At 60.8% G+C, this 25,150-nt stretch carries 20 protein-coding genes; 8 read left to right on the forward strand and 12 right to left on the reverse strand.

What is annotated here, in order from left to right; genetic code table 11:
- Positions 1-48: 48 nt before the first annotated feature.
- The 3 genes from F3J24_RS00830 to F3J24_RS00840 form a co-directional block, all read right to left on the reverse strand.
- Positions 49-591, reverse strand: a complete 543-nt coding sequence (locus F3J24_RS00830) for a DUF1697 domain-containing protein (RefSeq protein ID WP_167001921.1) — start codon at positions 589-591, stop codon at positions 49-51.
- Between the two features lie 281 nt (positions 592-872).
- Positions 873-1,568 (reverse strand): hypothetical protein, encoded by a 696-nt coding sequence (locus F3J24_RS00835; RefSeq protein WP_167001923.1) that lies wholly within the window; start codon positions 1,566-1,568, stop codon positions 873-875.
- 79 nt (positions 1,569-1,647) lie between these two features.
- Positions 1,648-2,346 carry a hypothetical protein gene (locus F3J24_RS00840; protein ID WP_167001925.1) on the reverse strand — a complete coding sequence of 233 codons (699 nt, stop codon included), beginning with the start codon at positions 2,344-2,346 and terminating at the stop codon, positions 1,648-1,650.
- On the opposite strand from F3J24_RS00840, the gene F3J24_RS00845 reads away from it, so the two are divergent.
- Positions 2,255-2,584 (forward strand): hypothetical protein, encoded by a 330-nt coding sequence (locus tag F3J24_RS00845; RefSeq protein WP_167001618.1) that lies wholly within the window; start codon positions 2,255-2,257, stop codon positions 2,582-2,584. The genes F3J24_RS00840 and F3J24_RS00845 overlap by 92 nt on opposite strands.
- 483 nt (positions 2,585-3,067) lie before the next feature.
- Here the strand turns inward: F3J24_RS00845 and F3J24_RS00850 are convergent, their stop codons facing one another.
- From F3J24_RS00850 to dsrO, 3 genes are all read right to left on the reverse strand, one after another.
- The gene (locus tag F3J24_RS00850; protein WP_167001927.1) at positions 3,068-6,259 is read right to left on the reverse strand and encodes a tetrathionate reductase subunit A; all 3,192 of its coding nucleotides are present in this window, start codon (positions 6,257-6,259) and stop codon (positions 3,068-3,070) included.
- 106 nt (positions 6,260-6,365) lie between these two features.
- On the reverse strand, positions 6,366-7,406 hold the full coding sequence (gene nrfD, locus F3J24_RS00855) for an NrfD/PsrC family molybdoenzyme membrane anchor subunit (RefSeq protein ID WP_167001929.1): 1,041 nt from the start codon (positions 7,404-7,406) through the stop codon (positions 6,366-6,368).
- A gap of 13 nt (positions 7,407-7,419) precedes the next feature.
- Entirely contained in the window at positions 7,420-8,268 is an 849-nt protein-coding gene (dsrO, locus tag F3J24_RS00860; RefSeq protein ID WP_370527694.1) for a sulfate reduction electron transfer complex DsrMKJOP subunit DsrO, read from the reverse strand.
- Positions 8,269-8,850: 582 nt separating this feature from the next.
- Here dsrO and F3J24_RS00865 point away from each other — a divergent pair.
- From F3J24_RS00865 to F3J24_RS00875, 3 genes are read left to right on the forward strand one after another with little or no spacing between them, the layout of a single operon-like run.
- Entirely contained in the window at positions 8,851-9,162 is a 312-nt protein-coding gene (locus F3J24_RS00865; protein WP_003055367.1) for a YqjD family protein, read from the forward strand.
- 25 nt (positions 9,163-9,187) lie between these two features.
- A complete protein-coding gene (locus F3J24_RS00870; protein WP_370527695.1) occupies positions 9,188-9,589 on the forward strand; it encodes a phage holin family protein in 402 nt (133 codons plus the stop codon).
- A 1-nt stretch (position 9,590) separates the two neighbouring features.
- Positions 9,591-9,965 carry a hypothetical protein gene (locus F3J24_RS00875; protein ID WP_167001930.1) on the forward strand — a complete coding sequence of 125 codons (375 nt, stop codon included), beginning with the start codon at positions 9,591-9,593 and terminating at the stop codon, positions 9,963-9,965.
- 105 nt (positions 9,966-10,070) lie between these two features.
- On the opposite strand, the gene F3J24_RS00880 is transcribed toward F3J24_RS00875, so the two are convergent.
- Positions 10,071-11,129, reverse strand: a complete 1,059-nt coding sequence (locus F3J24_RS00880; RefSeq protein WP_167001931.1) for a quinone-dependent dihydroorotate dehydrogenase — start codon at positions 11,127-11,129, stop codon at positions 10,071-10,073.
- A 34-nt stretch (positions 11,130-11,163) separates the two neighbouring features.
- Between F3J24_RS00880 and rpiA the strand changes: the two genes are divergently transcribed.
- Positions 11,164-11,862 carry a ribose-5-phosphate isomerase RpiA gene (gene rpiA, locus F3J24_RS00885; RefSeq protein ID WP_167001932.1) on the forward strand — a complete coding sequence of 233 codons (699 nt, stop codon included), beginning with the start codon at positions 11,164-11,166 and terminating at the stop codon, positions 11,860-11,862.
- Positions 11,863-11,982: 120 nt separating this feature from the next.
- On the opposite strand, the gene F3J24_RS00890 is transcribed toward rpiA, so the two are convergent.
- The 5 genes from F3J24_RS00890 to F3J24_RS00910 form a co-directional block, all read right to left on the reverse strand.
- Entirely contained in the window at positions 11,983-12,681 is a 699-nt protein-coding gene (locus tag F3J24_RS00890; protein WP_240154189.1) for a glutaredoxin domain-containing protein, read from the reverse strand.
- Between the two features lie 219 nt (positions 12,682-12,900).
- Complete coding sequence (locus tag F3J24_RS00895; protein WP_167001935.1) at positions 12,901-14,952, reverse strand: M3 family metallopeptidase; 2,052 nt, start codon at positions 14,950-14,952, stop codon at positions 12,901-12,903.
- A 186-nt stretch (positions 14,953-15,138) separates the two neighbouring features.
- The gene (folD, locus tag F3J24_RS00900; protein WP_003055356.1) at positions 15,139-15,993 is read right to left on the reverse strand and encodes a bifunctional methylenetetrahydrofolate dehydrogenase/methenyltetrahydrofolate cyclohydrolase FolD; all 855 of its coding nucleotides are present in this window, start codon (positions 15,991-15,993) and stop codon (positions 15,139-15,141) included.
- Between the two features lie 148 nt (positions 15,994-16,141).
- The gene (locus tag F3J24_RS00905; protein ID WP_003055354.1) at positions 16,142-16,795 is read right to left on the reverse strand and encodes a response regulator transcription factor; all 654 of its coding nucleotides are present in this window, start codon (positions 16,793-16,795) and stop codon (positions 16,142-16,144) included.
- Positions 16,792-19,359: a PAS domain-containing sensor histidine kinase gene (locus tag F3J24_RS00910; RefSeq protein WP_167001937.1), complete on the reverse strand. Its 2,568-nt coding sequence runs from the start codon at positions 19,357-19,359 to the stop codon at positions 16,792-16,794. Before F3J24_RS00910 ends, F3J24_RS00905 begins: the two co-directional genes overlap by 4 nt.
- 310 nt (positions 19,360-19,669) lie before the next feature.
- On the opposite strand from F3J24_RS00910, the gene aceE reads away from it, so the two are divergent.
- The 3 genes from aceE to F3J24_RS00925 all read left to right on the forward strand — a co-directional run bounded on the left by aceE (position 19,670) and on the right by F3J24_RS00925 (position 25,085).
- Complete coding sequence (gene aceE / locus F3J24_RS00915; protein WP_003055351.1) at positions 19,670-22,384, forward strand: pyruvate dehydrogenase (acetyl-transferring), homodimeric type; 2,715 nt, start codon at positions 19,670-19,672, stop codon at positions 22,382-22,384.
- A gap of 18 nt (positions 22,385-22,402) precedes the next feature.
- On the forward strand, positions 22,403-24,094 hold the full coding sequence (aceF, locus tag F3J24_RS00920; protein ID WP_167001939.1) for a dihydrolipoyllysine-residue acetyltransferase: 1,692 nt from the start codon (positions 22,403-22,405) through the stop codon (positions 24,092-24,094).
- Between the two features lie 106 nt (positions 24,095-24,200).
- Positions 24,201-25,085, forward strand: coding sequence for a hypothetical protein (locus tag F3J24_RS00925; protein WP_240154191.1), 885 nt, complete (start codon positions 24,201-24,203; stop codon positions 25,083-25,085).
- Positions 25,086-25,150: the final 65 nt, after the last annotated feature.

Here is a 25,150-nt window from a genome sequence, read left to right on the forward strand (position 1 = left end):
GCGACCGGCTTGCTGGCCGTCGCTGCGCATCATGGGCTCAGCCTGGAATCAGCGTTTGGCTGGCCCCGCTCCACCACCATCAAGTGCAGCTGCCATCTCGACCAGTTTGGCAATCGTGTTGAGATTTCTGGCCGTGCCTGAGGCCGCTGCAGGGATCTTGAGTCTGGAGTTGCCCATTCCTGAACCGTAAGCCACATAGATTTCACGACGACCTAGTTGCAGTTGTTCGTCGTTGCGACCCGTAACCTGGGACAGCGCATCTGCAGGAGGTGTTTCCTCAAGAAAGATGGCGACAGCGCGGTTGCCTGGCGACTCGGGAAAGGGATTGGCCTCCAGCACCTGCGTCATCTGCTGGAGCGTACGCACAAGGACTTCTATGGGCTTTCCTGCGTAGCTGGCCAGGCGTCGCGCCAGAGCCGATTTGAGTTGCTGAGCGGAGCAATCGGCTTTCAGCACCACGTTGCCACTGGCGATATAGGTCTTTACCTGTGTGAAGCCTTCGGCTTCGCACATGGACTTCAACTCCGCCATGGGAAGTTTGCCGGTTCCGCCGACATTGACGGCACGCAGCAGAGCGATATAGATGGGCATGACCGATACCTTGGCGGGATCTCGCAGAAGTACGCCAGCCTGCGAAGATGGATTCGCACGATGCGGAGCAGGGGCGCTGACGGAAATACTAGCGTATCGCAATAGCTGCGGAGACTTGGCTGCCGGGCCTGGGACTTAACGTGAGTTGCTGAAACTCGAGCAAGAGTTGAGCCGAAGCCAGCCTGGCTTCGGCGAGGGCAGAGCCTCAGCAACGGCCTGCCATTGCGGTTCTCAAGGCAGTGGCAGACCTGTTGAACAGAGCCTCCTGGATTGAACCATCATCAATTCGGGTAGAGGCTTGCTGTCTGGCTGGACGCAGTTGCCTGTTCAGGCCTGTTACCGGAAGCCACCGGCGCGGGGCTGGCCTGCGCAGATGCATCTGGCCCATAGTGGTTGCGGCGCTCCTCCGTGGTCATGGACTGAGGACATTTGGAGCCCGTGATCTCCAGGGCCATGCGAGCAGCAGGGTCCATGCAGTCCATCGCCAGTGAAGCTGCCTTCATGCCCTTGTTCCAGAGCTCGCGACTCATTTTCAGGCGCGTGCAATGCTCGTCCGTCCAGGTCGTGCCGAAGCTCACGCCAAAGCCAGGGCCGTTGGCGCTGCCACTGGTGCTGCCCATGCAGGTGTCGTTACTGGTGGTGAGGTTGGGTCCGCTCACGCTGGGAACGTTCTTCACGGTGTAGCTGCCGCTGTATTCGACGATGTTCCTGGATGTCCCGGATACGCTGCTGTTCAGATTCTGGGTGGTTGTACCGCTGGTCGTTATGTTTTGATCCGAGCTTGAGGTGGAGTGGCTTTCGACGCTGGATACCGATCGACTGCTTGCCGCAGCAACCGGATTGACGATGGTGATGGACTGATTCTGTTGCGCTCCCACGGCCGAGGAGCTGGAGAGGCTTTGTGCACTGCTGTCGGCGCTCTGCGCAAAACCGCACACAGGGACACAAAGGCTTAGCAAGGCGATCGAGGCTTTCATGCTGTTTCTCCCTTGACCCCGAGTCTTGACCTGATAAGCCTCGACTCGGGGGCAATACAACTGGGTTCGCGGACCTTATTTAGTTGGCTGCCGAGTTGGCCCATCCATAGGCATTGCCCGAAGTGCCGCCGCCGTTGGAGCCACCGAAGGCGTTACCCAGGCTGAAGCCGGTCGTTGTCGCGTTGCCGACGGAAGTCGCACCAGACTGATTGCTGGTCGAGGTTCCGCCAGGGCCCGAGAGCGCCTGCGAGTTCCCGGCAAAGTAGGAGTTGGTATGGGCTGTGCTGTTCACCGCCGCAATGCCATTGCCCATGGACGCGGTACCAGCGATATTGTTGGTGCTCGAGTTTGCGTAGCCTCCCGCGCCCCCGCTGACCAGCTTGCCGGGAGCCTGGCCCTGGTAATTGCTGCCCACATCCGAATGTGCGTTGGCATTGGTGGCTCCATAGCCTCCCGCGACGCCCCCTCCGGTGGTCGCCGCAAGGCTGGTGACGGTTCCCGTGGTGGAGGCGCTTCCGCCGACATTCGAGTGTCCTGCGGCCACGGGTCCCCAGGAACCGCTCATGCCGGTACTGTTCCCAAAGCCGCTTGCTTGAGCACCTGCTGCCGCGCTATTGAAGCTCACAGCACTGCCCGTGCCTGAGCTCCCAACCGAGGAGTAAGCGCCCGACGAGGCATTGGTCCCCGTGTTGGTTGCGGCAAGGCTGGAACTGCTGGCCGCAGCAGATGCCACACCAGCCAATGCAACAACCGCCATGACAATCAAAGACTTCTTCATGATCATTCCTTTGAATAGCCAGTTCTCGGACAACCGGGAAATTTCCAAGCGAAAGACCATTTGCCACAGCCCAATGATCAGTGCCAACCGCCATTACGTTTTGGCCTGGCACATGTTGTTCCAAAACGTTCCTTCGGTTAATGGCAGTTTCAATAAGCCGGATGAAAACAGAAATACCTTGTTTGGGCATGCATTGAGGCCCTGTCAGGTGGATAGTGCTATTTTTATAATTTATTGAATTTCAGAACTTCATTGCTATCAACAATGAAGCGTAAACAGACATTTGAGGGCATTGTTTTAAATTGTAAATTTCAAAACAATATGACCATTGAACTGCAGGTCCCTCTTTGGGTGAGTACTTCCAGTCAATGGGGACGATTTATTATTTCTTTGATTTTAAATACCTGTTATGAGTGGTTTTTAATTGTAAATATCGTGTGACTAAATACCATCGAACAGTTTTTTCTGGACTTATGTTCAATTCGTCGGAATTTTTCGGAACCAGAATACGAAAGACTGCCTTATCGGAATCACGGATATGGCTTGCCATGTCCTATATCGGGGTGCATCTGGTCCGGCTTCGGTATTTACAGCAAGCCAGTGGGGATGCGGCAATGCCGCAGACCCCAAATAGCGCTGCGGCTTGCCGGCAACTCTCGCTGCGCAGATTCGAGCGATGGGATTTAGCGTTCCGATCGCCCGCCAGAGCTTCAAGCTGTCATCAAGCTTTTCGCAGCTTCACTGGTAATCCTTGCCTGACCACTGCCCCCGATACCCAGTCGATCCAGACATTGTCTTTCTCAGGCCGGGTTGGATCGGCAAAGCCCAGCGCATTGAGGTTCACCCCATTGCCATGCTGCGGGTTGGCATGGGTGGGCCGGCCGTCCACCTTGTGGGCCACGGTGCCCAGTTGCTTGTGGCCGTAGCCATGCTCGATAGCGATGGCGCCTGGCGCAATACCGGCGCGCACCAGTGCGACTGCTTGAAGCTTGCCGCCAGGGGTGCTGATTTCAATGGGGTCGCCATTGGCGATGCCCAGCTTTGCCGCGTCGGCCTTGTTGATGCTCACAGGATTGTGCGGGTGCACCTGGCGCAGGCGCGAGGCGGCAATGGACATGCTGCTCATCAGATTGGACTTGTAGCTGGTCATGGTTAGCGGCCAGTCCTGCTCGGTGAACACGGCACGCATATCCGAGCCATCGGCCAGACGCGCTGGATACCAGGTGGGGCAGCCGCTGTAGCGCTCGCCGGTCATGGAGTGGCGCATCCTGCACAAACCCTCGTGCCAGAAGGTCGCCGGAAACTTGGCCTGCAGCTTGAGTTGGTCGTCCTTCCAGGCATCTTCGACCTTGTCAAAGCGACCGCCACGGCTCATGACCATGGCGACGCGGCGTACTTCCTCTGGGGCGACACGCTTTTGCAGCGACGGCATCCACTTGCCGAGGCCGGTGATGGCGATATCGTCATCGCTGGCTTCGGGCACGGGCTTGCCGGCCTGGTAGGCGATGTTGCACATGCCGCGCAGGTAGAAGTCTTCGGCGTTTTCCAGATCGAGCGGTTCGCCGTCTTTGGCGGACATGGCATTCTTGCCAAAGCCGGGTAGGCTCAACTGCTTGGCCACGGCAAAGACAAAGCTCTCAAAGCCGATGGGCTGGCCGTCTGCCGTTTTGGCGGTGGCGGCATCAACGGTGGGCCAGCGCACGGTGCTGCTCTTGGCCACTACGTCGGCCCAGGGCGCGCCAATGCCCCAGCTTTCATAGGTGACGGTATCGGGCACGATGTAGTCGGCGAGGGCCGAGGTCTCGTTGATGAAGGGGTCGACCGAGACGAACAGCGGCAGCTTTTTCACATCCTTGACAGCATCCGCCAGTGCGTTCTCGAAGCCGCACATGGCATAGATGGGGTTGCTGATATGGTTGATCCAGGCTTTGACCGGGTAGGGATAGCCCAGCATGCCCGCGGCCAGCATCTCGCTGCTGAGCCCGCCGGGGGCGGGATACCAGGGGGCCTTGGCGGGGTAGGGGTTCTGGCCCGCTTCTTTTTTGCGTTTGAATTCGCTGGTCTTCTCGTAGGGGAACTTGGTGCGTGACAGAGCTACGCCTCTGGGCTTCACCGCGCCATCGAACTGCGCGAAGTTGTAGCGTGGGCCGGTGCCAAAGGGGCCGAACGGGCCGGCATCCATCACCCAGCCGCCGCGCACGTTCAAGTTGCCGATGAGGTTGTTGAGCATGGCAATGGCATAGGCGGTGTAGAAGCCCGAGCCGTTCATGGTGCCACCGTGCGAGTTGGCCACGGCTTGCTTGCCATGGCTGGTGAACTCGCGCGCCAGATCCTCGATCTCCTTGACCGGCACGCCGCACAGGGCGGCGTATTCCGCCAGCGTTTTCTTGTGCGCCTCGGTGCGCAGTTTGACAAAGGCAGTACAGACGGAGATCGGGACTGGCTCTTCGGAAGCATCGGCGGATTTGATCGGAGTGAATTCACGCTCCACCATCAGCTCTGCAGGTGTGGCAACCGTGTGCGCAGCCAGCGAGCCGTCAGCCAGTTGCACTACGTAGACATCCTCGGCGGGCGTTTTTTCATCGACTGGCTCAAGGCTAGACAAACCAATATCTGCGCCGCGCAAGAACTGGCCGTAGCGCGGGTGCCTGGGATCGTTGATCAGCAAATGGGTGGCATTGCCCCAGCTGGCTTCGCCCACTGCTGCCATGGCGGCTGGGCCGGGCTGGGTCAGAAACTGCTTGTCATAGCGCTCGTTGTCGATGATCCAGCGGATCAGGCCCATGGCCAGCGCCAGGTCGCTGCCAGGCTTGACGGGTAGCCAGCGGTTGTTGTCACCCGCCGCATGGCTGGATGATGTGGGCAACATGGGAGAGACCACGACGTACCGATAGGTGTTTTCGCCGCGTGAACGCGCTTCGGCCAGCTCGCGCCCCACGCGCTGGAAAGGGTTGCCGGATTGCGCCGGCGAGGTGCCGATGAACAGGCCAAAGCGCGAGTGCTTCCAGTCCGGCTTGCCATGGGGCATGCCGGCCATATCGCCCAGCGCCGCCCCCGTGCCCACACGGTAGGTCTGGCCGCAGTAGGAGCCGTGGTTGGACACATTGATGGTGCCGAACGATTGTTTGGCAAAGCGGTTGACCAGCGGAGTGCGGCCTTCGTTGGCGGCCTCCGTCACCAGCAGCTGGTTGGACTTGGGGCCGTATTCGGGGTTGGCTTCATCAATCAGTGTGTTGACGTCGCGGATGGCGCGCAGACCGTCCACATGGCCTTCGCCAAAGAGGTCGCCGCCTTCGCAGATTTCCTGGACCAGTTCTTCGAGCGTGATGCTCTTCCACTGGCCGGAGCCGCGCGGTCCCACGCGCTTGAGCGGCTTGAGCACGCGGTGCGGTGCCTTTTGGTGTTCGAGCATGGCCGATCCGCGGGCGCAGCTGGTGGCGCGGCCTTCCAGGCCGTTGTCACCGCCCAGCATGGCGTACACCTCGCGCACCGGGGTTTCCATGGGGGCGGGGTGTGTGGTGGCCAGCGGGTGGTAGGGGTTGCCGGCGATGCGGATGATCTGGTTGTGGTCGGTATCCACCCGCACGCGCACGCCGCATTGCGTCCAGCAGCCCAGGCACGAGGAGGGGCTGACCACCTGGCCAGGCTGGGTCGTCAGCTTGCCGCTGACGGGATCGATGCGGAACTCTGGCGTCAGCGAGTTGCCGCGCGTGGCGCTTTGGGTGGATTTGCCAGAACTTCCGGTGATCAGCCCCTTGGCTCCCTTGGCTACGGTTTCGCCATAGCCTGCGGCAAAAGCCGCCAGACCGCCTGCAACGGCGCCGCCGCGCAGCAGCATGCGGCGGCGACCGGCATCGGTGCGGCTGGTCTCGGTGTTTTGTGATTGCTCAGGGGAGAGTTTCTTGTCATTCATGGTCTTGCCCTTTGTGTGGGGAAGGGCAAGCGCAGCAGTGGTTTTATGAAATTGATAGCTGCAAGCGCTTGCGGGTATTGCGTTCTAGGCGTATTTGGCTTGATTCTTAAACAGCGTTCGCCAGCTTGCGCACTGGGAATAGCTCCAGCGCCCAGGCGGCCAGCGACACCAGTGCCACGCACAAGCCGGCCATGCCCAGCATGCCCATCAGTCCTTCACCGCCCAGAGGCATGGTGTACAGATACAGGCCGGCGCCAAACTTGGGTACGCCCTGCACGCCCATGAACAGTGCCCAGCGGAACGCCCAGGCCGATGCGGCCAGTCCGGCGCCCAGCACCAGGGTGTAGCCCTTGGCTGCCAGGCGCTGCTCGCCACGCAGCAGGGCCATCACCACGGCGGCACCAAAGACGGCCGAGCCCAGCATGGAGATGCGCCAGACAGGGAACTCATTGAACAGGCGCACAGCCATGTCAAATGAAGGGCTCTGGCCCGCGATGCCGGCAATTCCCCAGGTCAGGGCGCTGGCAATCAAGCCGGTAGCCAGCCATAGGCCCAGATTGCGCAGCCCTTGCAGGGCTGCTGCATCGGGCTGCAAGGCCTTGGGCAAGAAGCGGTACAGCACAAAGCCCATGCCCACGGTCGCCAGCCAGCCGCTGAGTGCCAGATTGATCGGCACCCATAGCGTGTTCCATAGGGGGCGTGAGCGGATGACCATGATTTCGGCACCCGTGTAGACCACGATACTGAGCGTGGACAGCACCAGAACAGGCACCAGCATGCGCATCCATTGCGGCCTGCCCATCCACCACAGTGCACACATCAGTACGCAAAGTCCGACAAAGCTGGGCATGAGCACGGCACCCAGGCTCATCCACGACCAGGGAGTGAGGTGGGCATAGAAATGCCAGAAGCGCGCTGGCTGGTGCAGATCGGCCAGCAGGGCGACAGGTGCGGCAATCGCGCTCATGGCCAGTACCAGCACAGCCGTGGGTAGCAGGCGCTGGCGCAAGCCATGGGCCGGGCCGAATGCACAGGCCGAGGTCAGCAGCGCGGCCCCCGTGGCTACACCGACCAGAAAGAAATACTGCACGGCCCAGGGCAGCCAGGCCGCTTCGTAGGCTGGGGTCAGGAGTTCAATGATTTGCATGAGGGCACTCCTTTCACAGATGTTCGGCAACAAGGCGGACCGTGGCCTGGCCGTCCACGCCGTTCACGAACTCATCGGGCAGGCCGATGTAGAAGACATGCGGCTTGGTCTTCATGCCGGGCTTGAGGACCTTAATTTCATCCTTGTGAGCTTCGATGCGCCGATTGATTTCGCTGTGTGCGTCGTTCAGGTCGCCGATCACGCGCGCACCGCCCACACAGCTTTCCACGCAGGCGGGCAGCAGGCCGGCTTCCAGGCGGTGTTCGCAGAAGGTGCATTTGTCGGCGGTCTGCGTTTCGTGATTGATGAAGCGCGCGTCGTAGGGGCAGGCCTGCACGCAATAGCCGCAGCCCACGCAGCGCTCGTTGTCGACAAGGACGATTCCGTCGGTGCGCTGAAATGTGGCCTGCACCGGGCATACCGGCACGCAAGGTGGTTCGTCGCAGTGGTTGCACAGCCGCGGCAGACTGACCATGGCAGCAGCCGTGTCGCCAGCCTGGTCGATTTCGTACTGAAGCACCGTGGTGCGGAACTGGCCGATGGGGGGCTGGTTTTCGACCGAGCAGCTCACCGTACAGGCCTGGCAGCCGATGCATTTGCGCATATCGACCAGTATGCCGAAGCGTTTGCCCTCCATGCCGGGGCGTCGTGCGGGCTGGAAGCTGGGGTCGCCGGGCAGCGCTGCGCGGGCGCTGCCCGCAATGCCTAGGCCAGCGGCCATGGCAATCAAGTCCTGCAAGAAGCCGCGCTTGGTAGGCGCCGTCACTGCCTGCGCAGGTGTCCGGGCAATGGATGGGGTGCTGCAGGTGCAGGCCGAGTTGCTGCTGGAGCAGTCGGAGAGTTCTTGTTTCTGAAGTGGCATGGCCCTTCCTTTCATCGTCGCACTGGCAACAGAAAACCCTGATGCCTTACATATAAAAAGTATTAAATTAACTTTTTATATATGAATATGACTATATGAAAGTTGCCATCTGCGCTACTTGATTTGAGTCAAATATTCGCTTTCCTGGGAGTTTTTGGACTGGAAGTCCTGCCAGGACATGACTGCTCGACAAGCATGCCGGCGCTTCATTAATGAACTGTTAAGCAATCGATGCATGGCCATCTGTAATCAGGTTTGCTGGCATGCCGACGCTTAAGACGAAACTCCGTATCCTGCATGCCTGATGCAGCCTCGAATGCGTGGGGGCTAGCTGCCGCCCGGGCAGCAGCGGTGCGGTCTGGCCATTGAACGTTTGTTTATGGGTCGGCATGCGGCAGTTTCGTTGCTGTCCGACAGTGCTGAGAGTGCGCGAGTTTCTTTGATGCGGTGTGTTTTCTGTAAGATGTTCACATGCTGCAGGTTTTATGAGCGGCCGGCCCCGATGCCTGCTGCTTCGCAGCTATCTTGGTGCACTGCCCAGTGCATGCGATATTCCAATTTCGTCACATTGAAAGGACCGATATGTCACGCTCTGTTTCCGACGCCGTTTCCACAGCCCAAGACGATCTGGAAAAACTGGTCAGCGATCTGCGCGGTTTGCTGTCTGCCCGTGAACTGGACAAGGTTCCCGAAATCAGCGCGCTGCGTCAGCGCATCGACGACAGCATGGCCAACGTGCGCGAATCTGCCGTGCGTGCCGCCCATGATGCTGCTCGCCAGGCGCGTGAAGCTGCCGATGTGGCCGATCGTTACGCTCATGACGAACCCTGGCGCGTTGCCGGTGCCGCGCTGGCCGTTGGCGCTCTGCTGGGCTTCATGCTAGGTCGTCGCTAAGCATTGCCGAGTTGCATAAGGACAAGTGCCTGTGAATCTGATTTCACTACTAGGTCTTGATTCCCTGATGGAGCGCTGGCGCGCCAACCTGAACGAGGCAGCGATTGCTGCCGAAGATCGGGTTGATCTCGCGCAGCTTGAATGGCAACAGCACAAGCGCAGTATGCAAGCGCTGGCGGTGCTGGCCATTGTGCTGGGCGCACTCACTGTGGTCGTACTCATTGTGCTGTCCATGGCCGTGCTCGTGCAGTTCTGGGACAGCGAGCATCGCCAACTGGCGGCGTGGCTGCTGGTCGGTGGCTGGGTTCTGATCTGGGGCCTGGGGCTGTGGCGTCTGCTGGCAGCCGTCAGGCAACTGTCCAGTCCATTCAGGCTGACACGGCGCGAGCTCAGGGCAGACTGGCAAGCGCTGAAGGAGAAGATTTAGCATGAATAGCGCCTCTCCCGATTCGCGATCTGCAGAGTTGGAGCCCGCCAAGCCCGCAGGCATGGATGCTCTGCTTTGGAATGAAGCGACCGCCGAGCAGAAACTGGTGCTCTTGCGCATTGCCAAGCAGCGTGCACGCATCAAGGCCAGGGCTGCTGCCAAGGCTCAGACGCTTGCCTTGCGCAGGACAGAGACGCCGCATGTGGACGCGGATGCTCCCTTGCCAGAGCGCCTGTTGTCGTTCGTGCGCCTGCATCCGCTGGCAACGGCCGCAGCGGGCGGCTTGCTCATGGTCCTGGGGCCGGGAAAGCTGATTCGCTGGGGCAGTGCTGCGCTGCCCTGGATCCTCAAGCTGCAGCAACGTACGCGCGGCTGAAGAGTCCTGAAAAAAACAGCCCGTCAGGCATACGCCGGACGGGCTGTTTCTTTTTGGCATGCTCAGAAGGCCAGGCCTCAGGTTCAGTGCAACTTCAGTGAAATTTCAGGGCATATGGGCGATGGCCTGGGCTGCTTCTGTGACCAGGTCGGGGCCGCGATAGATCAGGCCGCTGTAGATCTGCACCACATCGGCGCCCGCGCGGATCTTGCTCACGGCGTCAGCACCGCTCAGGATGCCGCCCACGCCGATGATGGGGAAGCGGCTGCCAAGGGCTGAGCGCAGCTGGCGAATGATCTGGTTGCTGGCTTCGAGCACGGGCGCGCCGGACAGGCCGCCGGTTTCTTCGGCATGCTGCAGACCCTTGACGGCATCGCGGCTGACGGTGGTGTTGGTGGCAATCACGCCATCCATGCCGTGGCGCTCCAGCGTCGCGGCGATCACACCGACCTGCTCCTCATCGAGGTCGGGAGCGATCTTCACGAACACCGGTGTGCGCTTGCCATGCTGGCTGGAAAGCTGCTCGCGGCGATTGGCGACTGCACCCAGCAGCGCGTCCAGCGCTTCGTCGCTCTGCAGTGCACGCAGATTCTTGGTGTTGGGTGAGCTGATGTTGACCGTCACATAGTCGGCATGAGGGTACACGCCGTCCAGCGCTTTGATGTAGTCGCTGGTGGCCTCTTCAATGGGGGTTGTGGCGTTCTTGCCGATGTTCAGGCCCAGCAGCATAGAGCCGCCATTGTTTCCTGCTTTTGAGCGCACTTGGGAGCGACGAACATTGGCCAGGAACGCATCCAGGCCTTCGTTGTTGAAGCCCAGACGGTTGATCAGCGCGTTCTTTTCCGGAATGCGGAACATGCGGGGCTTGGGGTTGCCGGGCTGAGGGCGGGGCGTGACGGTGCCCACTTCCACAAAGCCAAAACCCATGGCGGCCAGCGCATCGATGCAGCGTGCATTCTTGTCTAGGCCGGCGGCCATGCCGACGCGGTTCGGGAACTTGAGGCCCGCCAGCTCTATGGGGTCGCTGATCAGAGGGCGCGCCCAGGCCTTCTGCAGCAAGGTATTTTGGCCCTTGGCCATGAGATTCATGGTGAGGTCGTGGGCCGCTTCGGGGTCCATGCCGAAAAGAATAGGACGCGTCAGTGAGTAAGGAATAAGAGACATGGAGATAATCGCAGGATTACCTGGATTTTCCCTCATGACGACATCTGCTGCACCTCTTTCTCAAGATGAACTGAAAACTTTGGTCGGACAAGCTGCCCTGAAATATGTGGTCGCTGGTGAAATTGTGGGCGTGGGCACAGGCTCCACGGTCAACAAATTCATTGATGCACTGGCCACCATCAAGGATCAGATTCCTGGCGCCGTCTCCAGCTCCGTGGCCAGTACCGAGCGCCTGAAGGCCCTGGGCATCAAGGTGTTCGATGCCAATGAAGTCGCCAGTCTGGCTGTCTATATCGACGGTGCCGACGAGATCGACGGCAAGGGCTATATGGTCAAGGGCGGTGGTGCGGCGCTGACGCGCGAGAAGATCGTGGCGGCGCTCGCTCAGCGTTTTGTCTGCATTGCCGATGAGTCCAAGCGCGTGCCAGTGCTGGGTAATTTCCCGCTGCCGGTGGAAGTCATTCCCATGGCGGCTGCCCAGATCGCCCGTCGCTTTGAAGCCATGGGCGCTGAGGTGACGGCGCAAATTCGCATGAAGGATGGTGCGCCGCTGGTGACCGACAACGGTCAGCATATTCTGGATGTCCGCGGCCTGAAGATCGCCGAGCCGCTGGCCTTCGAGTCCGAAGTCAACCAGTGGCCAGGCGTGGTGACCGTCGGCGTGTTTGCTCATCAGAAGGCAGCAGTGTGCCTGTTGGGAACCGCTCAAGGCGTGCAGACGCTGGAGTACTGAGCAGCCAGCCGCTGCCGGAAAGCCACCTGCTTGCGCAGGTGGTTTTTTTTATGAAATTGATAGCTGCTAACGCTTTATGAGTAAGCGCTAAAGCCTGATTCCATTCGAAATTTGCGAGTCCTAGAAGCGCAGACCCGCGGGGTTGTCAGGCGTGGGAGCACCAGGGGCAGGGACTGCGGGTGCCGTGATGCGTGCCGCGGGACGCTCTGCAGGCTTGGCTGCTTCGGTTGCGGCTGGTGTCGGCACGGTCAAGGGCTTGGCTGCGGGGGCTTTGTAGTTCTTCGGCAGCTGGGGCTGCTTGGGATAGCCGGCAGCGCTCAGGTACTGGTCCCAGCTGTCGGCGCCAAAACCCTTGAGGTGCTGGTTGCCTATGGTGGCAAAGGGCAGGCTGTCCTGCCCGCTGAGCTTTTTGAGTGCCGCCACATCGCTGCTGGTGTCTATGCTGCGTTCACTGAACGGGATGCCTCGGTTCTGCAGATGAGAGCGGGCCTCGTCGCAGGGCTCGCAGTCCTTGCCAGTGTAGATCGTGACGGGATAGCGGTTGGCTGTCTGGCGCAGCTCGTAGGGCAGTTGTGCGTTGGCCGAAGACACTGGGCCATCTGCGCTGCTCACGGCTTCGGCGCTGGGCTTGGCGTTGGGGCTGATGGCCCGGTCGGAGTAGGTGACCCGCCCATCGGGACCCACGCTGCGGTAGAGATTCTGAGCCGGGCTGACTCCGCTCGCGAATACGGCACAGGCGGCTACAAGCGTCTTTAGCAGCAGGGCGTTGCGGGACGTCGGTTTCTCGGCCGAAGGCCGGGCAATGAAAGATCGTGGCATCTCAATCTTGATCAATGAAGTGCAATGAAGAGGTCTGAGGGCGCGAACGCCAATGGGCAGAGCATAGCCTGCATGAAGGTCTGTCCGCAGCCAGACTCCGGTCTGTCTTGATCTGGTCCCGGTGCGCAAGTCAGCCAGTGTCAGTCTAGGCCTTGTGCTCGCAGTCGCGGGCATGAAAAAGCGCCCTGGAAGGGCGCTTTTTGGGAGGCCGCACAAGACTCAGGCGGCCTGGCTCATGCCTTGGTGGCGCAGCAGGGCGTCAATCTGTGGCTCGCGGCCACGGAAGGCCTTGAAGGACTCCATGGCAGGGCGGCTGCCACCGGCTTCCAGAATCGACTCGCGGTACTTGCGTCCGGTCTCTGGGTTGGGCGAGCCGTCGGCAAGCACGGTTTCTTCGAAAGCCGCATAAGCGTCCGCGCTCAGGACCTCGGCCCATTTGTAGCTGTAGTAGCCAGCGGCATAGCCGCCGGCAAAGATATGGCTGAAGGTGTGGGCCATACGGTTGTAGGCTGGCGATTGCAGCACGGACACCTCGGCGCGCACCTGGTTCAGCAGTGCCATGAAGTCGTCTGCCGGGTTGTGCTCGGTGTGCAGCAACATGTCGAACAGCGCGAATTCGATCTGGCGCAGGGTCTGCATGCCGGACTGGAAGTTCTTGGCCGCAATCATCTTGTCGTACAGCGCGCGGGGCAGGGCCTCGCCCGTGTCCACATGGGCGGTCATGTGCTTGAGCACATCCCATTCCCAGCAGAAGTTTTCCATGAACTGGCTGGGCAGTTCGACGGCATCCCACTCCACGCCGGCAATGCCCGAGACATCGCGTTCGTTGACCTGCGTGAGCATGTGGTGCAGTCCGTGGCCGGTTTCGTGGAACAGGGTGATCACGTCATCGTGCGTGAGCAGTGCGGGCTTGCCGTCCACGCCGGACGCGAAATTGCAGACCAGATGGGCCACAGGCGTTTGCAGTTTATGGGTGTCGGGGCGCAGCCAGCGCGTGCGCACATCGTCCATCCACGCGCCGCCGCGCTTGCCCTTGCGTGCTTGCGGGTCCAGATAGAACTGGCCGACCAGCTGGGGGCCCTGTGCTGTGGAGCGCTCGATGCGGTAGAACTCCACGCAGGGGTTCCAGACCGGGGCTTCATCGCGGCGGATGGAGACTTCGAAAAGGGTCTCGACAATCTTGAACAGGCCGGCCAGCACCTTGGGGGCCGGAAAATACTGCTTGAGCTCCTGCTCGCTGAAGGAATAGCGGGCTTCCTTGAGCTTTTCGCCGATGAAGGCCCAGTCCCAGGGCTTGGGGTCGGCAATGCCGAGATCGGTCCTGGCGAAGGCGCGCAGATCGGCCACGTCCTTTTCGGCATAGGGGCGGGCACGTTGTGCCAGATCGCGCAGAAAGTCTATGACCTGCTGGGGCGAATCGGCCATTTTGGGCACGACCGAGACTTCGCCGAAGTTCTTGTAGCCCAGCAACTGGGACTCTTCTAGGCGCAGGGCGAGGATTTCCTTCATCACGGCAGTGTTGTCAAAGCGCTTGCCGTCGCCCTCGGCCTGGTCGGAGGCCCGGGTCACATAAGCCTGATAGATCTTCTCGCGTAGTGCGCTACTCTTGGCAAACTGCATCACCGGCAGATAGCTGGGCATCTTCAGCGTCAGCTTATAGCCTTCCTTGCCATCGGCTTCGGCGCCCGCCTTGGCCGCGGCGATTACATCGGCCGGAACGCCGTCCAGCTCGTCAATCCTGGCGTAATAGGCAAAGGCATCGGTGGCGTCCAGCGCATTCTCGCTAAATTTCTGGGCCAGCTCGGCCGAGCGCGCCTGGATCTGCGCAAAGCGTTCCTTGGCTGCGCCCTGCAGTTCGGCACCCGAGAGCACAAAGCCGCGCATGGCATGGTCCCAGGCGGCGCGCTGCTCCTTGTTGAGGCTGGCAGCGTCGATGGCCTTGTACTTGGCGTACAGGCGTTCGTCGGCACCCAGGTTGGTCCAGAACTCGGTGACCTTGGGCAGGGCTTCGTTATAGGCTGCGCGCAACTCGGGCGTGTCGGCCACGCTGTTGAGATGATTGATGGCCGACCAGGCAGTGCCCAGTTTTTCGGTCGCCACGTCCAGCACGGCAGAGATGGCTTCCCACTGCGCGGGGAAGTCCGGTGCAACCACGGTCTCCAGCGCCTCGCTGGCACGGGCCAGCAAAGTGTCGATGGCGGGTGCCACATCCGCAGGCTGAATGCGGTCAAACAAGGGCAGGGAGGAGGATTCGAGAAGTGGATTGCTCATGCTGTATTAGGTGCCGGCAAGGTCGGGAAAATCAAGCGCTCTCAGGGTATTTATTGCTATCGCCTTCATAGCGTCAGCCTGTGGTCAGAAGCGTGCTCGCGCCTGGGCAGTGAATAGGCGTCGAAGCCGTCGCCCTCTCGAGCGCTTGGCGCCAGAGAGGGCCGGCCGCGAAGCGGCTCCCAGGGATCAGCCTGCGGCGCGCTCTGCCGACTCCATGGTGTTGACCAGCAGCATGGTAATCGTCATGGGGCCGACACCACCGGGCACAGGGGTGATGTAGCCCGCAACTTCCTTGACGCCGTTGAAGTCCACATCGCCGCAGAGCTTGCCCTCGGCGTTGCGGTTCATGCCCACATCAATGACCACGGCACCGGGCTTGACCATGTCGGCGGTCAGCACGTCGACCTTACCCACGGCCGCGACGATGATGTCGGCCTGGCGAGTCATGGCGCCCAGATCGGCAGTACCGCTATGGGTGACGGTGACCGTGGCGTTGGCGGCCAGCAGCATCATGGCCATGGGCTTGCCCACGATGTTGGAGCGGCCGATGACCACAGCGTGCTTGCCGCGCAGATCCTTCATGCCGATGGATTCCAGCATCTTCATGCAGCCATAGGGCGTGCAGGCCTTGAAGCCGACTTCGCCGACCATCAGCGCGCCGGCGCTTGCTACGTGGAAGCCATCCACATCCTTGGCGGGGGAAATGGTTTCGATGACCTTGTGGTCGTCGATGTGCTTGGGCAGCGGCAGCTGCACCAGAATGCCGTGAATGCTGGGGTCGTTGTTCAGTGCTTCGACACGTGCCAGCAGTTCGGCTTCGGTCATGGAGGCATCGTACTTTTCCAGCACCGAGTGGAAACCCACGTCTTCGCAGGCCTTGACCTTGTTGCGCACATAGACCTGGGAAGCCTGGTTGTCGCCCACCAGAATCACGGCCAGGCCGGGCGTGATGCCCTTGACCTTGAGCGCTGCCGCGCGTGTGGCGACTTCCTTGCGCAGTTGTTCGGAGAGGGCTTTGCCGTCGATGAGTTGGGCTGTCATTGCTGGAGTACCAATAAAAAATGCTGCTAGCCCTTGATATACAAGCACTAGCAGCTATCAGAATAGGAGTTGGCTAAGGCGCGAGGCCTGACCAGTGCTCCGTGGATTATCTCGCGATTGGAATGGCTTCCAATTTCGCGGGGAGCACTTAATTGACGGCAGCTGCCGCTTTGGCTGCAGCGCTGGTCTGGCCCTGGCCCAGTGCGATCTTGAGCAGATCAGCCACGGTGTTGGCGTTGAGCTTTTCCATGATGTTGGCGCGGTGGGCTTCCACTGTCTTGATGGAGATGCCCAGATCGTCGGCGATCTGCTTGTTCAGACGACCAGCGACGATGCGCTCGAGCACCTGGGCTTCGCGGCCCGTGAGCTTGGCCAGCAGCGCATCGCGGCTGGCGGCCTGCTGGTGGCCGGTAAAGGCTTCGCGGGCGTGATCAAGCATGCGCTCGACCAGACCCAGCAGTTCTTCCTCATTGAAAGGCTTCTGGATGAAGTCCAGCGCGCCTTTCTTCATGGTGTTCACTGCCATGGGCACATCGCCGTGGCCGGTGATGAAGACGATGGGCAGAGGCGACTTGCGCTCAATCAGGCGGTCCTGCAGTTCCAGGCCGGTCATGCCGCCCATGCGGATGTCGACGATCAGGCACGCCACTTCGCGCGGATCGTAGCGCGACAAAAAGGTCTCGGCGGAGTCAAAGCAACGCACTCGGTAGTCCTTGCCTTCCAGCAGCCATTGCAGCGAATCACGGACTGCTTCGTCGTCGTCAACTACGTAAACAGTGCCTTTTTTGGGAATCAAACTCATGCAATCGTCCTCTTTATGGGTTCGCTTGTCGTGGTGAGTGTTGTCGTCTCCACACCCGTTGCCAACGGTAGCCAGAACGAGAACCGGCAACCAGTGACCTCGCTTCCATTGTAGAGGTTCTCGGCATGCATTCGGCCTTGATGTGATTCGACAATCGAGCGGCAAAGATTCAGGCCTATGCCCATGCCCTCGCTCTTGGTGGAGAAGAAGGCTTCGAACAAGTGTTCCAACACTTCCGGCGGCAGGCCCTTGCCTGTGTCTTCCACGGTGAACTCCACACCCGGCAGGCTTTCGAAGACCTGTGGGCGCACACGCAATTCCACATTGCGCTGTCCCAGCGGTCGGTCGGACATGTCAATTGACTCAGCACTGTTTTTCATCAAATTGATGAGAACCTGCTCGATGAGGATGGCATCGGCCATTACCGGCGGCATGCGCTCGGCGATATGCGAGGTCAGCTGCACATTGCGGCGGCGCAGCTCGATGCCGGCCAACTCCAGCGCTTCGCTCACCATCTCGTTCACCTGGGCCAGCATCCGATTGGGCTCGCTCTTTTTCACGAAGGAGCGGATGCGCTGAATGATCTGTCCGGCACGCTGGGCCTGATGGGCGGTTTTTTCGAGCGCAAACTTCATCTGGTCCGGCGTGAGCGTGCCGTTTTCCAGGCGTGTCAGCATGCCGGAGCTGTAGTTGCTGATGGCGGTCAAAGGCTGGTTGAGCTCGTGCGCCACGCTGGACGCCATCTCGCCCATGGTGATGAGGCGGCTGGCAGTCTGGGCCTTTTCGGCCTGGGCCGCCGCCTGTTCCTCGGCCAGGCGGCGCTGGGTGATGTCGGTGGCAATCACCATCTGGGCTAGGCGGCCGTCCACCCAGCTCAGATAGCGTGAGCGGACTTCCAGCCATTTGTTCAGGCTGGGCACGAAGATTTCAGCATTCCCGCTGCGTGCGGCGGTCAGTGTGTCCGTGGGCAGGCCCATGAGAGCGTCTTCGTCCTCTGGCTCGGGCTGGCGTCGAATGGGCAGCTTGCCTGCCTGGGCGACCAACTGCAGATGCCCTTCGGTGTGCGAGCCAAACCACTGGCGGTACAGCTTGTTGGCAAACAGCAGCTCGGCACTGCCAAGAGGTGCCACGGAAACAGAGGCATCCAGCGCTTCAAGCACGATGGTGAAGCGCTCGTACGATGCAGACAGCTGTTCGCGAATCCGGTTGGGCTCGGTAATGTCCGTCATGGAGGACATCCAGCCCGTGTGCTGGCCGTGGGCATCAATCAGCGGCGACACATACAGGCGCGCATCGAACAGGCTGCCGTTCTTGCGCTTCACACGCACTTGGAAACCGCCGACGATGGTCTTGCCCGACAGTTCCTCACGCAACTGTGAGTGCAGATTGTCGTAGTCGTTGTCGGGCCAGTAGGAATAGGGGGGAACCTGGCCGACCAGGTCTTTCTCGCTCCAGCCCGTCATCTGGCAGAAGGCCGCGTTCACATAGGTGATGCGGCCGTGCAGATCCAGTGCACGCATGCCGGTCAGCACGGAATTTTCCATGGCGCGGCGGAAGTTGGTCTCGGCCACCAGGGCTTCCTGCGCGCGTTGACGGCGGCGCGTGTGGCGCCAGGTGGCCAGCAGCAGCCAGGCCGTCATGGCTGACAAGGTTCCCACCAGCCAGAACAGGCCGCTGCCAACAACGCCCAGCGAGGTCTGGTAGGCCTGTGCGCGCATCATCAGCGCTGTGCCCACGGGGGAAACCGGCACTTCATATTCATTGGCAATGGCACGCCAGTGCAGCAGCTCGGTAGGCGTCTTGCGCGGTGCCAGAGGCGTGCCGGCCAGCACATGGTTGTCGGCGTCACGCATGGTGATGGCGTAACGCGCCATCACTTCGGTGGGCGTGCCATAGCGCAGCAGACTGTCCACCGAAAACTCGGCCAGCAGCTCGCCCTGGTAGCGGCTGTTGGAGCTGATGGGGACATGCAACTGCAGCAGCGGAGGCAGTTCGTTGGGCTGGGCTCTTTCCTGCACATAAATGGGCTGCAGCATTTCGCGGGCTTGCTCATAGGCTTGCAGGGTTTCGCCCTGATGCAGGCCTTCGCCGACGGCACGCAGCTGATCCGTGGCCACTGTCGGGGCGGACTGGCTGTACAAAACCTGACGCTTGTCGTTGACCCAGGTGATGGATTGCAGCTCGGGGTACTGGCTGATCAGCGCTTCGGTGCGGCCGTCGAAGTCGGCCTTGCGCATTTCGCGGGTGCCGATGTCTCGGGCCATGCGCATCAGCTGCTCCTGGCGCTCCAGCAGTCGCAGGCGCACGCGCTGCTGGGCATATTCCACGTCGCGGCGCAGCGCTTCCTGCTCGCGGTCCACTTCTTCCGTGCGCAAATACCAGAAGGACGCAATGATTGCAGCCATGAACATAAGCACGGATGCCAGCGGCGCAAGAGCTGCGTAACGGTCCTGACGGGTTGGCGACAGGCTGCGCCACCAGCTACGCCACCAGCGCACAGGGGATGCAACGGATTGCGCGCTTTTTGCATCCTCTTTTTCTCGTTCGTGATTGCTTGTTTGCATGCCTCCAGTGTAGGGGAGAGACCTAGTGGAATCTGCGACTATTTCTGTCGCGTAAAAGACAATCTATAGCGGCTTCACTGTATGTGCATTTGCAACATTTTTTTATATAGTGAAATCACAAAGCACAATTTGAAATTCAAAAAAAATGTGCGAAACTCGCCAGCGATCGACACAGTGAATCGGTTTAATCCGGGGAGCACCCGAAGGTGCTGTGCCACGCGTTATGCGGTGTGGCGCTTGCCGCACCCGTGTGATGCCGCACTCACTGCTTCGTGATAAAGCTACCCCCCTCTCGAAGGAGACACTCACAATGACAGCTCAGACTGATCCCAAAGGCGCTGGCTTTCCTGCCGGACTGGACCAACAAGAATCGCGCGAGTGGATGGATGCCCTCTCTGCGGTGATCGACCGCGAAGGTGCGGACTATGCTCACAAGCTGATCGAGGATCTGCTTGAACACGCTCGCCAGAACAGCGTGGACATGCCTTTCTCGGCCAATACCGGCTACGTGAACACCATCGAGACCGATCAGGAAGAAAAGTGCCCTGGCAACCTCGAGATTGAAGGTCGTCTGCGTGCCTACATGCGCTGGAATGCCATGGCCATGGTGGTCAAGGCCAACCGCATTCACCCCCCCGAAGGTGGTGACCTGGGCGGTCACATCGGCTCCTTCGCTTCGCTGGCCAATATGTTTGCGGCCGGCTTCAACCATTTCTGGCACGCCGAGAACGAAAACCACGGCGGCGACTGCCTGTACATCCAGGGCCACGTCTCGCCCGGCATCTATGCCCGCGCCTACCTGGAAGGCCGTATCTCCGAAGAACAGCTGCTGAACTTCCGCCAGGAAGTGGACGGCAAGGGTCTGTCGAGCTACCCCCACCCCAAGCTGATGCCCGACTTCTGGCAGTTCCCCACGGTGTCCATGGGCCTGGGCCCGCTGATGGCCATCTACCAGGCACGTTTCCTGAAGTATCTGCACGCACGCGGCATTGCCAACACCGAAAACCGCAAGGTCTGGGTGTTCTGCGGCGATGGTGAAATGGACGAAGTGGAATCCCTGGGCGCCATCGGTCTGGCTTCGCGCGAGAACCTGGACAACCTGGTCTTCGTGATCAACTGCAATCTGCAGCGCCTGGACGGTCCTGTGCGCGGCAACGGCAAGATCATTCAGGAGCTGGAAGGCGAATTCCGCGGTGCCGGCTGGAACGTGATCAAGCTGCTGTGGGGCAAGGGCTGGGACGAGCTGCTGGCCAAGGACAAGGACGGCGTGCTCAAGAAGATCATGATGGAGTGCAACGACGGCGACTATCAGGCTTTCAAGGCCAACGATGGTGCCTACGTTCGCCAGCATTTCTTCGGCCGCGATCCTCGCGCCCTGAAGATGGTCGAGCACATGTCCGACGACGAGATCTGGAACCTGCGCCGCGGTGGCCATGATTCGCAGAAGGTCTACGCGGCATTTGCCGCTGCCAACGGCCACAAGGGTCAGCCTACCGTGCTGCTGGTCAAGACCGTTAAGGGCTTCGGCATGGGCAAGATCGGTGAAGGCAAGAACAACGTTCACCAGACCAAGAAGCTGAGCGACGAGGACATCAAGGCCTTCCGCGACCGCTTCAACATCCCGATCCCCGACAGCCAGATCGCAGACATTCCCTTCTACAAGCCGGCCGACGATACGCCGGAAATGAAGTACCTGCACGAGCGCCGCAAGGCTCTGGGCGGCTACCTGCCGCACCGCCGCCAGCAAGCTGACGAGCAGTTCACCGCTCCTGCGCTGGACACCTTCAAGGCCATCCTGGAGCCCACACCCGAAGGCCGTGAGATCTCCACGACCCAGGCTTATGTGCGTTTCCTGACGCAGCTGCTGCGCGACAAGAACATCGGCCCCCGCGTGGTGCCCATCCTGGTGGACGAAGCCCGTACCTTCGGTATGGAAGGCTTGTTCCGTCAGGTCGGCATCTACAACCCCCACGGTCAGCAATACACCCCGGTCGACAAGGACCAGGTGATGTACTACCGCGAGGACAAGGCCGGCCAGATCCTGCAGGAAGGCATCAACGAAGCCGGCGGCATGTCCAGCTGGATCGCTGCGGCCACCAGCTACAGCCATAGCAACCGGGTCATGATCCCGTTCTATGTGTACTACTCGATGTTCGGCTTCCAGCGCATCGGCGACCTGGCCTGGGCGGCTGGCGACCTGCAAGCGCGCGGCTTCCTGCTGGGCGGCACCTCGGGCCGTACCACGCTGAACGGCGAAGGCCTGCAGCACGAAGACGGTCACAGCCACATCCTGGCCAACACCATCCCCAACTGCGTCACCTACGACCCCACCTTCGCTCACGAAGTGGCCGTGATCATGCAGGACGGTCTGCGTCGCATGGTGCAGAACCAGGAAAACATCTTCTACTACATCACGCTGCTGAACGAAAACTACCCCATGCCCGGCCTGGAAGCCGGCACGGAAGAGCAGATCCTCAAGGGCATGTACATGGTCAAGCCTGGCCAGAAGGTGCCCGAGAGCGGACTGCGCGTTCAACTGCTGGGCTCCGGCACCATCCTGCGCGAATCCTTCTTCGCCCAGGAATTGCTGGAAAAGGACTGGGGCGTTGCCGCCGATGTCTGGAGCTGCCCGTCGTTCAACGAACTGACCCGCGAAGGTCAGGAAGTGGACCGCTTCAACATGCTGCACCCCCTGGAAGCTGCCAAGGTTCCGTTCGTGTCCCAGCAACTGGCTGCCCACCCTGGCCCCGTGATCGCTTCGACCGACTACATGAAGGCCTACGCCGAGCAGATCCGTCCCTACATGCCCAAGGGCCGTACCTACAAGGTGCTGGGTACCGACGGCTTCGGACGTTCGGACTTCCGCGCCAAGCTGCGCGAACACTTCGAAGTCAACCGTCACTACATCGTGGTGGCTGCACTGCGCGGTCTGGCCGATGAAGGCAAGATCAACGCCACGACCGTGGCCGAAGCGATCAAGAAGTACGGCATCAACGTCGACAAGATCAACCCGCTGCACGCCTAAGAAGGGGAGACAGACAACATGGCATTGACAGAAATCAAGGTCCCCGATATCGGCGACTTCTCCGAAGTCGGCGTGATCGAAGTGCTGGTCAAGGTGGGTGACACCATCAAGGTCGAGCAGTCCCTGATTACCGTGGAGTCCGACAAGGCTTCCATGGAAATCCCCTCCAGCCAGGCTGGCGTGGTCAAGGAAATCAAGGTTGCCCTGGGCGACAAGGTCAAGGAAGGCTCCGTGGTCGTGATGCTGGAAACCGCTGATGCGGCTCCCGCTCCTGCCCCTGCCGCCGCAGCGCCTGCCCCTGTGGCTGCTGCTCCCGTGGCCGCAGCTCCTGCACCCGTGGCTGCAGCCCCTGTGGCCGCCGCCCCTGCAGCGTCTTCCACCGTGGACTTGAAGATCCCCGATATCGGCGACTTCAAGGACGTGGCCGTGATCGAGATGCTGGTCAAGGTGGGCGATACCGTGGCAGTCGAGCAATCGCTGTTCACCGTGGAGTCCGACAAGGCCTCGATGGAAATCCCTTCGCCGTCGGCCGGCACCATCACGGCACTGACCATCAAGCTGGGTGACACCGTCAACGTGGGCGACGTCGTCGGCCAGATGACAGTGCAGGGCGCAGCTGCTGCCCCCGTGCAGGCTGCTGCTCCCGTGGCTGCACCGGTTGCCGCTCCTGTGGCTGCAGCACCTGCACCCGTGGTTGCAGCTCCCGTGGCCGCTGCTGCGCCTGTGGCAGCACCTGCGGCCCACAACCCCACCGTGGCGCCTTCGGGTCAGCTGCCCCATGCCTCGCCTTCGGTGCGCAAGTTCGCTCGCGAACTGGGCGTGCCTCTGGCAGAAGTCAAGGGCTCGGGCAACAAGGGCCGCATCACGGCGGAAGATATCCAGTCCTTCACCAAGTCGGTAATGGCTGGCGCCGTGCAGACCCTGGCTCAGCAGGCTGTGGCTCCCAAGTCTTCTGGCGGCAACGTCGGCGGTCTGGAAGTGCTGGCCTGGCCCAAGGTCGACTTCGCCAAGTTTGGCGCTGTCGAGCGCAAGGAACTGTCGCGCATCAAGAAGATCTCGGGTGCCAACCTGCATCGCAACTGGGTGGTCATCCCTCACGTCACCAACAATGACGAGGCCGACATCACCGAGCTGGAAGCCTTCCGCGTGTCCACCAATGCCGAAAGCGCCAAGGCCAAGAGCGACGTCAAGGTGACGATGCTGGCTTTCGTGATCAAGGCCGTGGTTGCTGCGCTCAAGAAGTTCCCCGAGTTCAACGCCTCTCTGGACGGCGACACTCTGGTCTACAAGCAGTACTTCAACATCGGTTTTGCCGCCGACACGCCGAACGGCCTGGTCGTTCCCGTGCTCAAGGACGCCGACAAGAAGGGCATTCTGCAGATCAGCCAGGAAATGGGCGAGCTGGCCAAGAAGGCCCGCGATGGCAAGCTGGGCGCTGCAGACATGCAGGGCGGCTGCTTCTCGATCTCGTCTCTGGGCGGCATCGGTGGCACCAACTTCACGCCCATCATCAATGCGCCTGAAGTCGCCATTCTGGGTCTGTCCAAGGGCGCGATGAAGCCCGTGTGGGACGGCAAGCAGTTCGTGCCGCGCCTGATGCTGCCTCTGAGCCTGTCGTATGACCACCGCGTCATCGACGGCGCAGCTGCCGCACGCTTCAACGCCTATCTGGGCGCTGTGCTGGCCGACTACCGCCGTATCCTGCTCTAAGCAGCTGACAGACAGGCCGATTTTTAGCGAAATCGGCCTGTAGCGCTTATCTAAATTGCGCAAGCAGCTATCTTTTTAGATGCCTTGCGCTTCACCTTGCCAGCCCATGAGTGAGATGAAGAACCTGAGACAGCATCCCATCGAGCATCTGCGTGGCGTCATTCCCGGTATCCGGCCTTTTCCGGATACGGCTGACGTTTTCGCCGAGCCGGTCGAGAAGTACGCGCGGCATTTTCTGCCGCTCGTCACCATCGATCTGGCCTTGCTCGACGATGCCTGGAGCGGGCCGATTCATCTTGTCGCCCCTTGCGAGCCCTACGAAGGGCAAGTCGGGGAGTGGGGGGGCGAGGAGTTTGGCAACGCGCTGCTCAAGCCTGACTGGCTGGCTTTCAAGCTCAACGATCAAGGCAGGTACGAGCTGCTGGGAGACTGGCGCTACTTCATGCTGGAGCACGATCGTGCCGACTGGGCGGAAAAATCGCTCGACTGGCGCGAGGTACGCACCCAGCATCGTGAACTGGTCAAACTGGGCGTGGAGCCTCCGTTCGAGCTGCACCACGAGGCCAAGCACTCATGGCGCGATGTGATGGAACTGCATTATGCAACCCAGCACGCGGCATATGAGCAGGCCAGACAGGACTTTCTGGCCCATGGCTGGAATGCTGCGAACGAGTGGGACGACCCCGCTGAAGTTGCCAAGCTGCCGCTGTATGAGCCTGGCACCGATTGCTACGAAACCAGTTCCGGGCGCTATCTGCTCGGCGTGCTGGGCGGCCCTTCCTGGGGCGGCAACTGGAGCAATCTGACGAATGAGCTGCTGAGCGACACCGGCACGGACGATGGCATTCACCCCATCCACCCAGAAACCGGCGCGCACTTCGAGTTCATCTGCAGTGCCAATGCCGACGCCTTTGCCGCAAGCGGCACCGAAACCCTGCTTTTCTACGAGCCTGAAAGCCGTACCGTATTGCTGACTTTTGACTGGAGCTAAGGCGTCAGCCGCCAGGCTTCAACCCGGAAATACCGTTTTCAGCTGCCCGAGCGAATCGGGCGGCA

This window comes from Comamonas sp. Tr-654 (assembly GCF_011752915.1).
Lineage (GTDB): Bacteria > Pseudomonadota > Gammaproteobacteria > Burkholderiales > Burkholderiaceae_C > Comamonas.

Excerpts from the sequence above, each read along its gene's own strand:
- F3J24_RS00830 (WP_167001921.1), bottom strand. The coding sequence starts at position 591 with ATGCCCATCTATATCGCTCTGCTGCGTGCCGTCAATGTCGGCGGAACC.
- F3J24_RS00835 (WP_167001923.1), bottom strand. The coding sequence starts at position 1,568 with ATGAAAGCCTCGATCGCCTTGCTAAGCCTTTGTGTCCCTGTGTGCGGT.
- F3J24_RS00840 (WP_167001925.1), bottom strand. The coding sequence starts at position 2,346 with ATGAAGAAGTCTTTGATTGTCATGGCGGTTGTTGCATTGGCTGGTGTG.
- F3J24_RS00850 (WP_167001927.1), bottom strand. The coding sequence starts at position 6,259 with ATGAATGACAAGAAACTCTCCCCTGAGCAATCACAAAACACCGAGACC.
- nrfD (WP_167001929.1), bottom strand. The coding sequence starts at position 7,406 with ATGCAAATCATTGAACTCCTGACCCCAGCCTACGAAGCGGCCTGGCTG.
- dsrO (WP_370527694.1), bottom strand. The coding sequence starts at position 8,268 with ATGCCACTTCAGAAACAAGAACTCTCCGACTGCTCCAGCAGCAACTCG.
- F3J24_RS00865 (WP_003055367.1), top strand. The coding sequence starts at position 8,851 with ATGTCACGCTCTGTTTCCGACGCCGTTTCCACAGCCCAAGACGATCTG.
- F3J24_RS00875 (WP_167001930.1), top strand. The coding sequence starts at position 9,591 with ATGAATAGCGCCTCTCCCGATTCGCGATCTGCAGAGTTGGAGCCCGCC.
- F3J24_RS00880 (WP_167001931.1), bottom strand. The coding sequence starts at position 11,129 with ATGTCTCTTATTCCTTACTCACTGACGCGTCCTATTCTTTTCGGCATG.
- rpiA (WP_167001932.1), top strand. The coding sequence starts at position 11,164 with ATGACGACATCTGCTGCACCTCTTTCTCAAGATGAACTGAAAACTTTG.
- F3J24_RS00890 (WP_240154189.1), bottom strand. The coding sequence starts at position 12,681 with ATGCCACGATCTTTCATTGCCCGGCCTTCGGCCGAGAAACCGACGTCC.
- F3J24_RS00895 (WP_167001935.1), bottom strand. The coding sequence starts at position 14,952 with ATGAGCAATCCACTTCTCGAATCCTCCTCCCTGCCCTTGTTTGACCGC.
- folD (WP_003055356.1), bottom strand. The coding sequence starts at position 15,993 with ATGACAGCCCAACTCATCGACGGCAAAGCCCTCTCCGAACAACTGCGC.
- F3J24_RS00905 (WP_003055354.1), bottom strand. The coding sequence starts at position 16,795 with ATGAGTTTGATTCCCAAAAAAGGCACTGTTTACGTAGTTGACGACGAC.
- F3J24_RS00910 (WP_167001937.1), bottom strand. The coding sequence starts at position 19,359 with ATGCAAACAAGCAATCACGAACGAGAAAAAGAGGATGCAAAAAGCGCG.
- aceE (WP_003055351.1), top strand. The coding sequence starts at position 19,670 with ATGACAGCTCAGACTGATCCCAAAGGCGCTGGCTTTCCTGCCGGACTG.
- aceF (WP_167001939.1), top strand. The coding sequence starts at position 22,403 with ATGGCATTGACAGAAATCAAGGTCCCCGATATCGGCGACTTCTCCGAA.
- F3J24_RS00925 (WP_240154191.1), top strand. The coding sequence starts at position 24,201 with ATGAGTGAGATGAAGAACCTGAGACAGCATCCCATCGAGCATCTGCGT.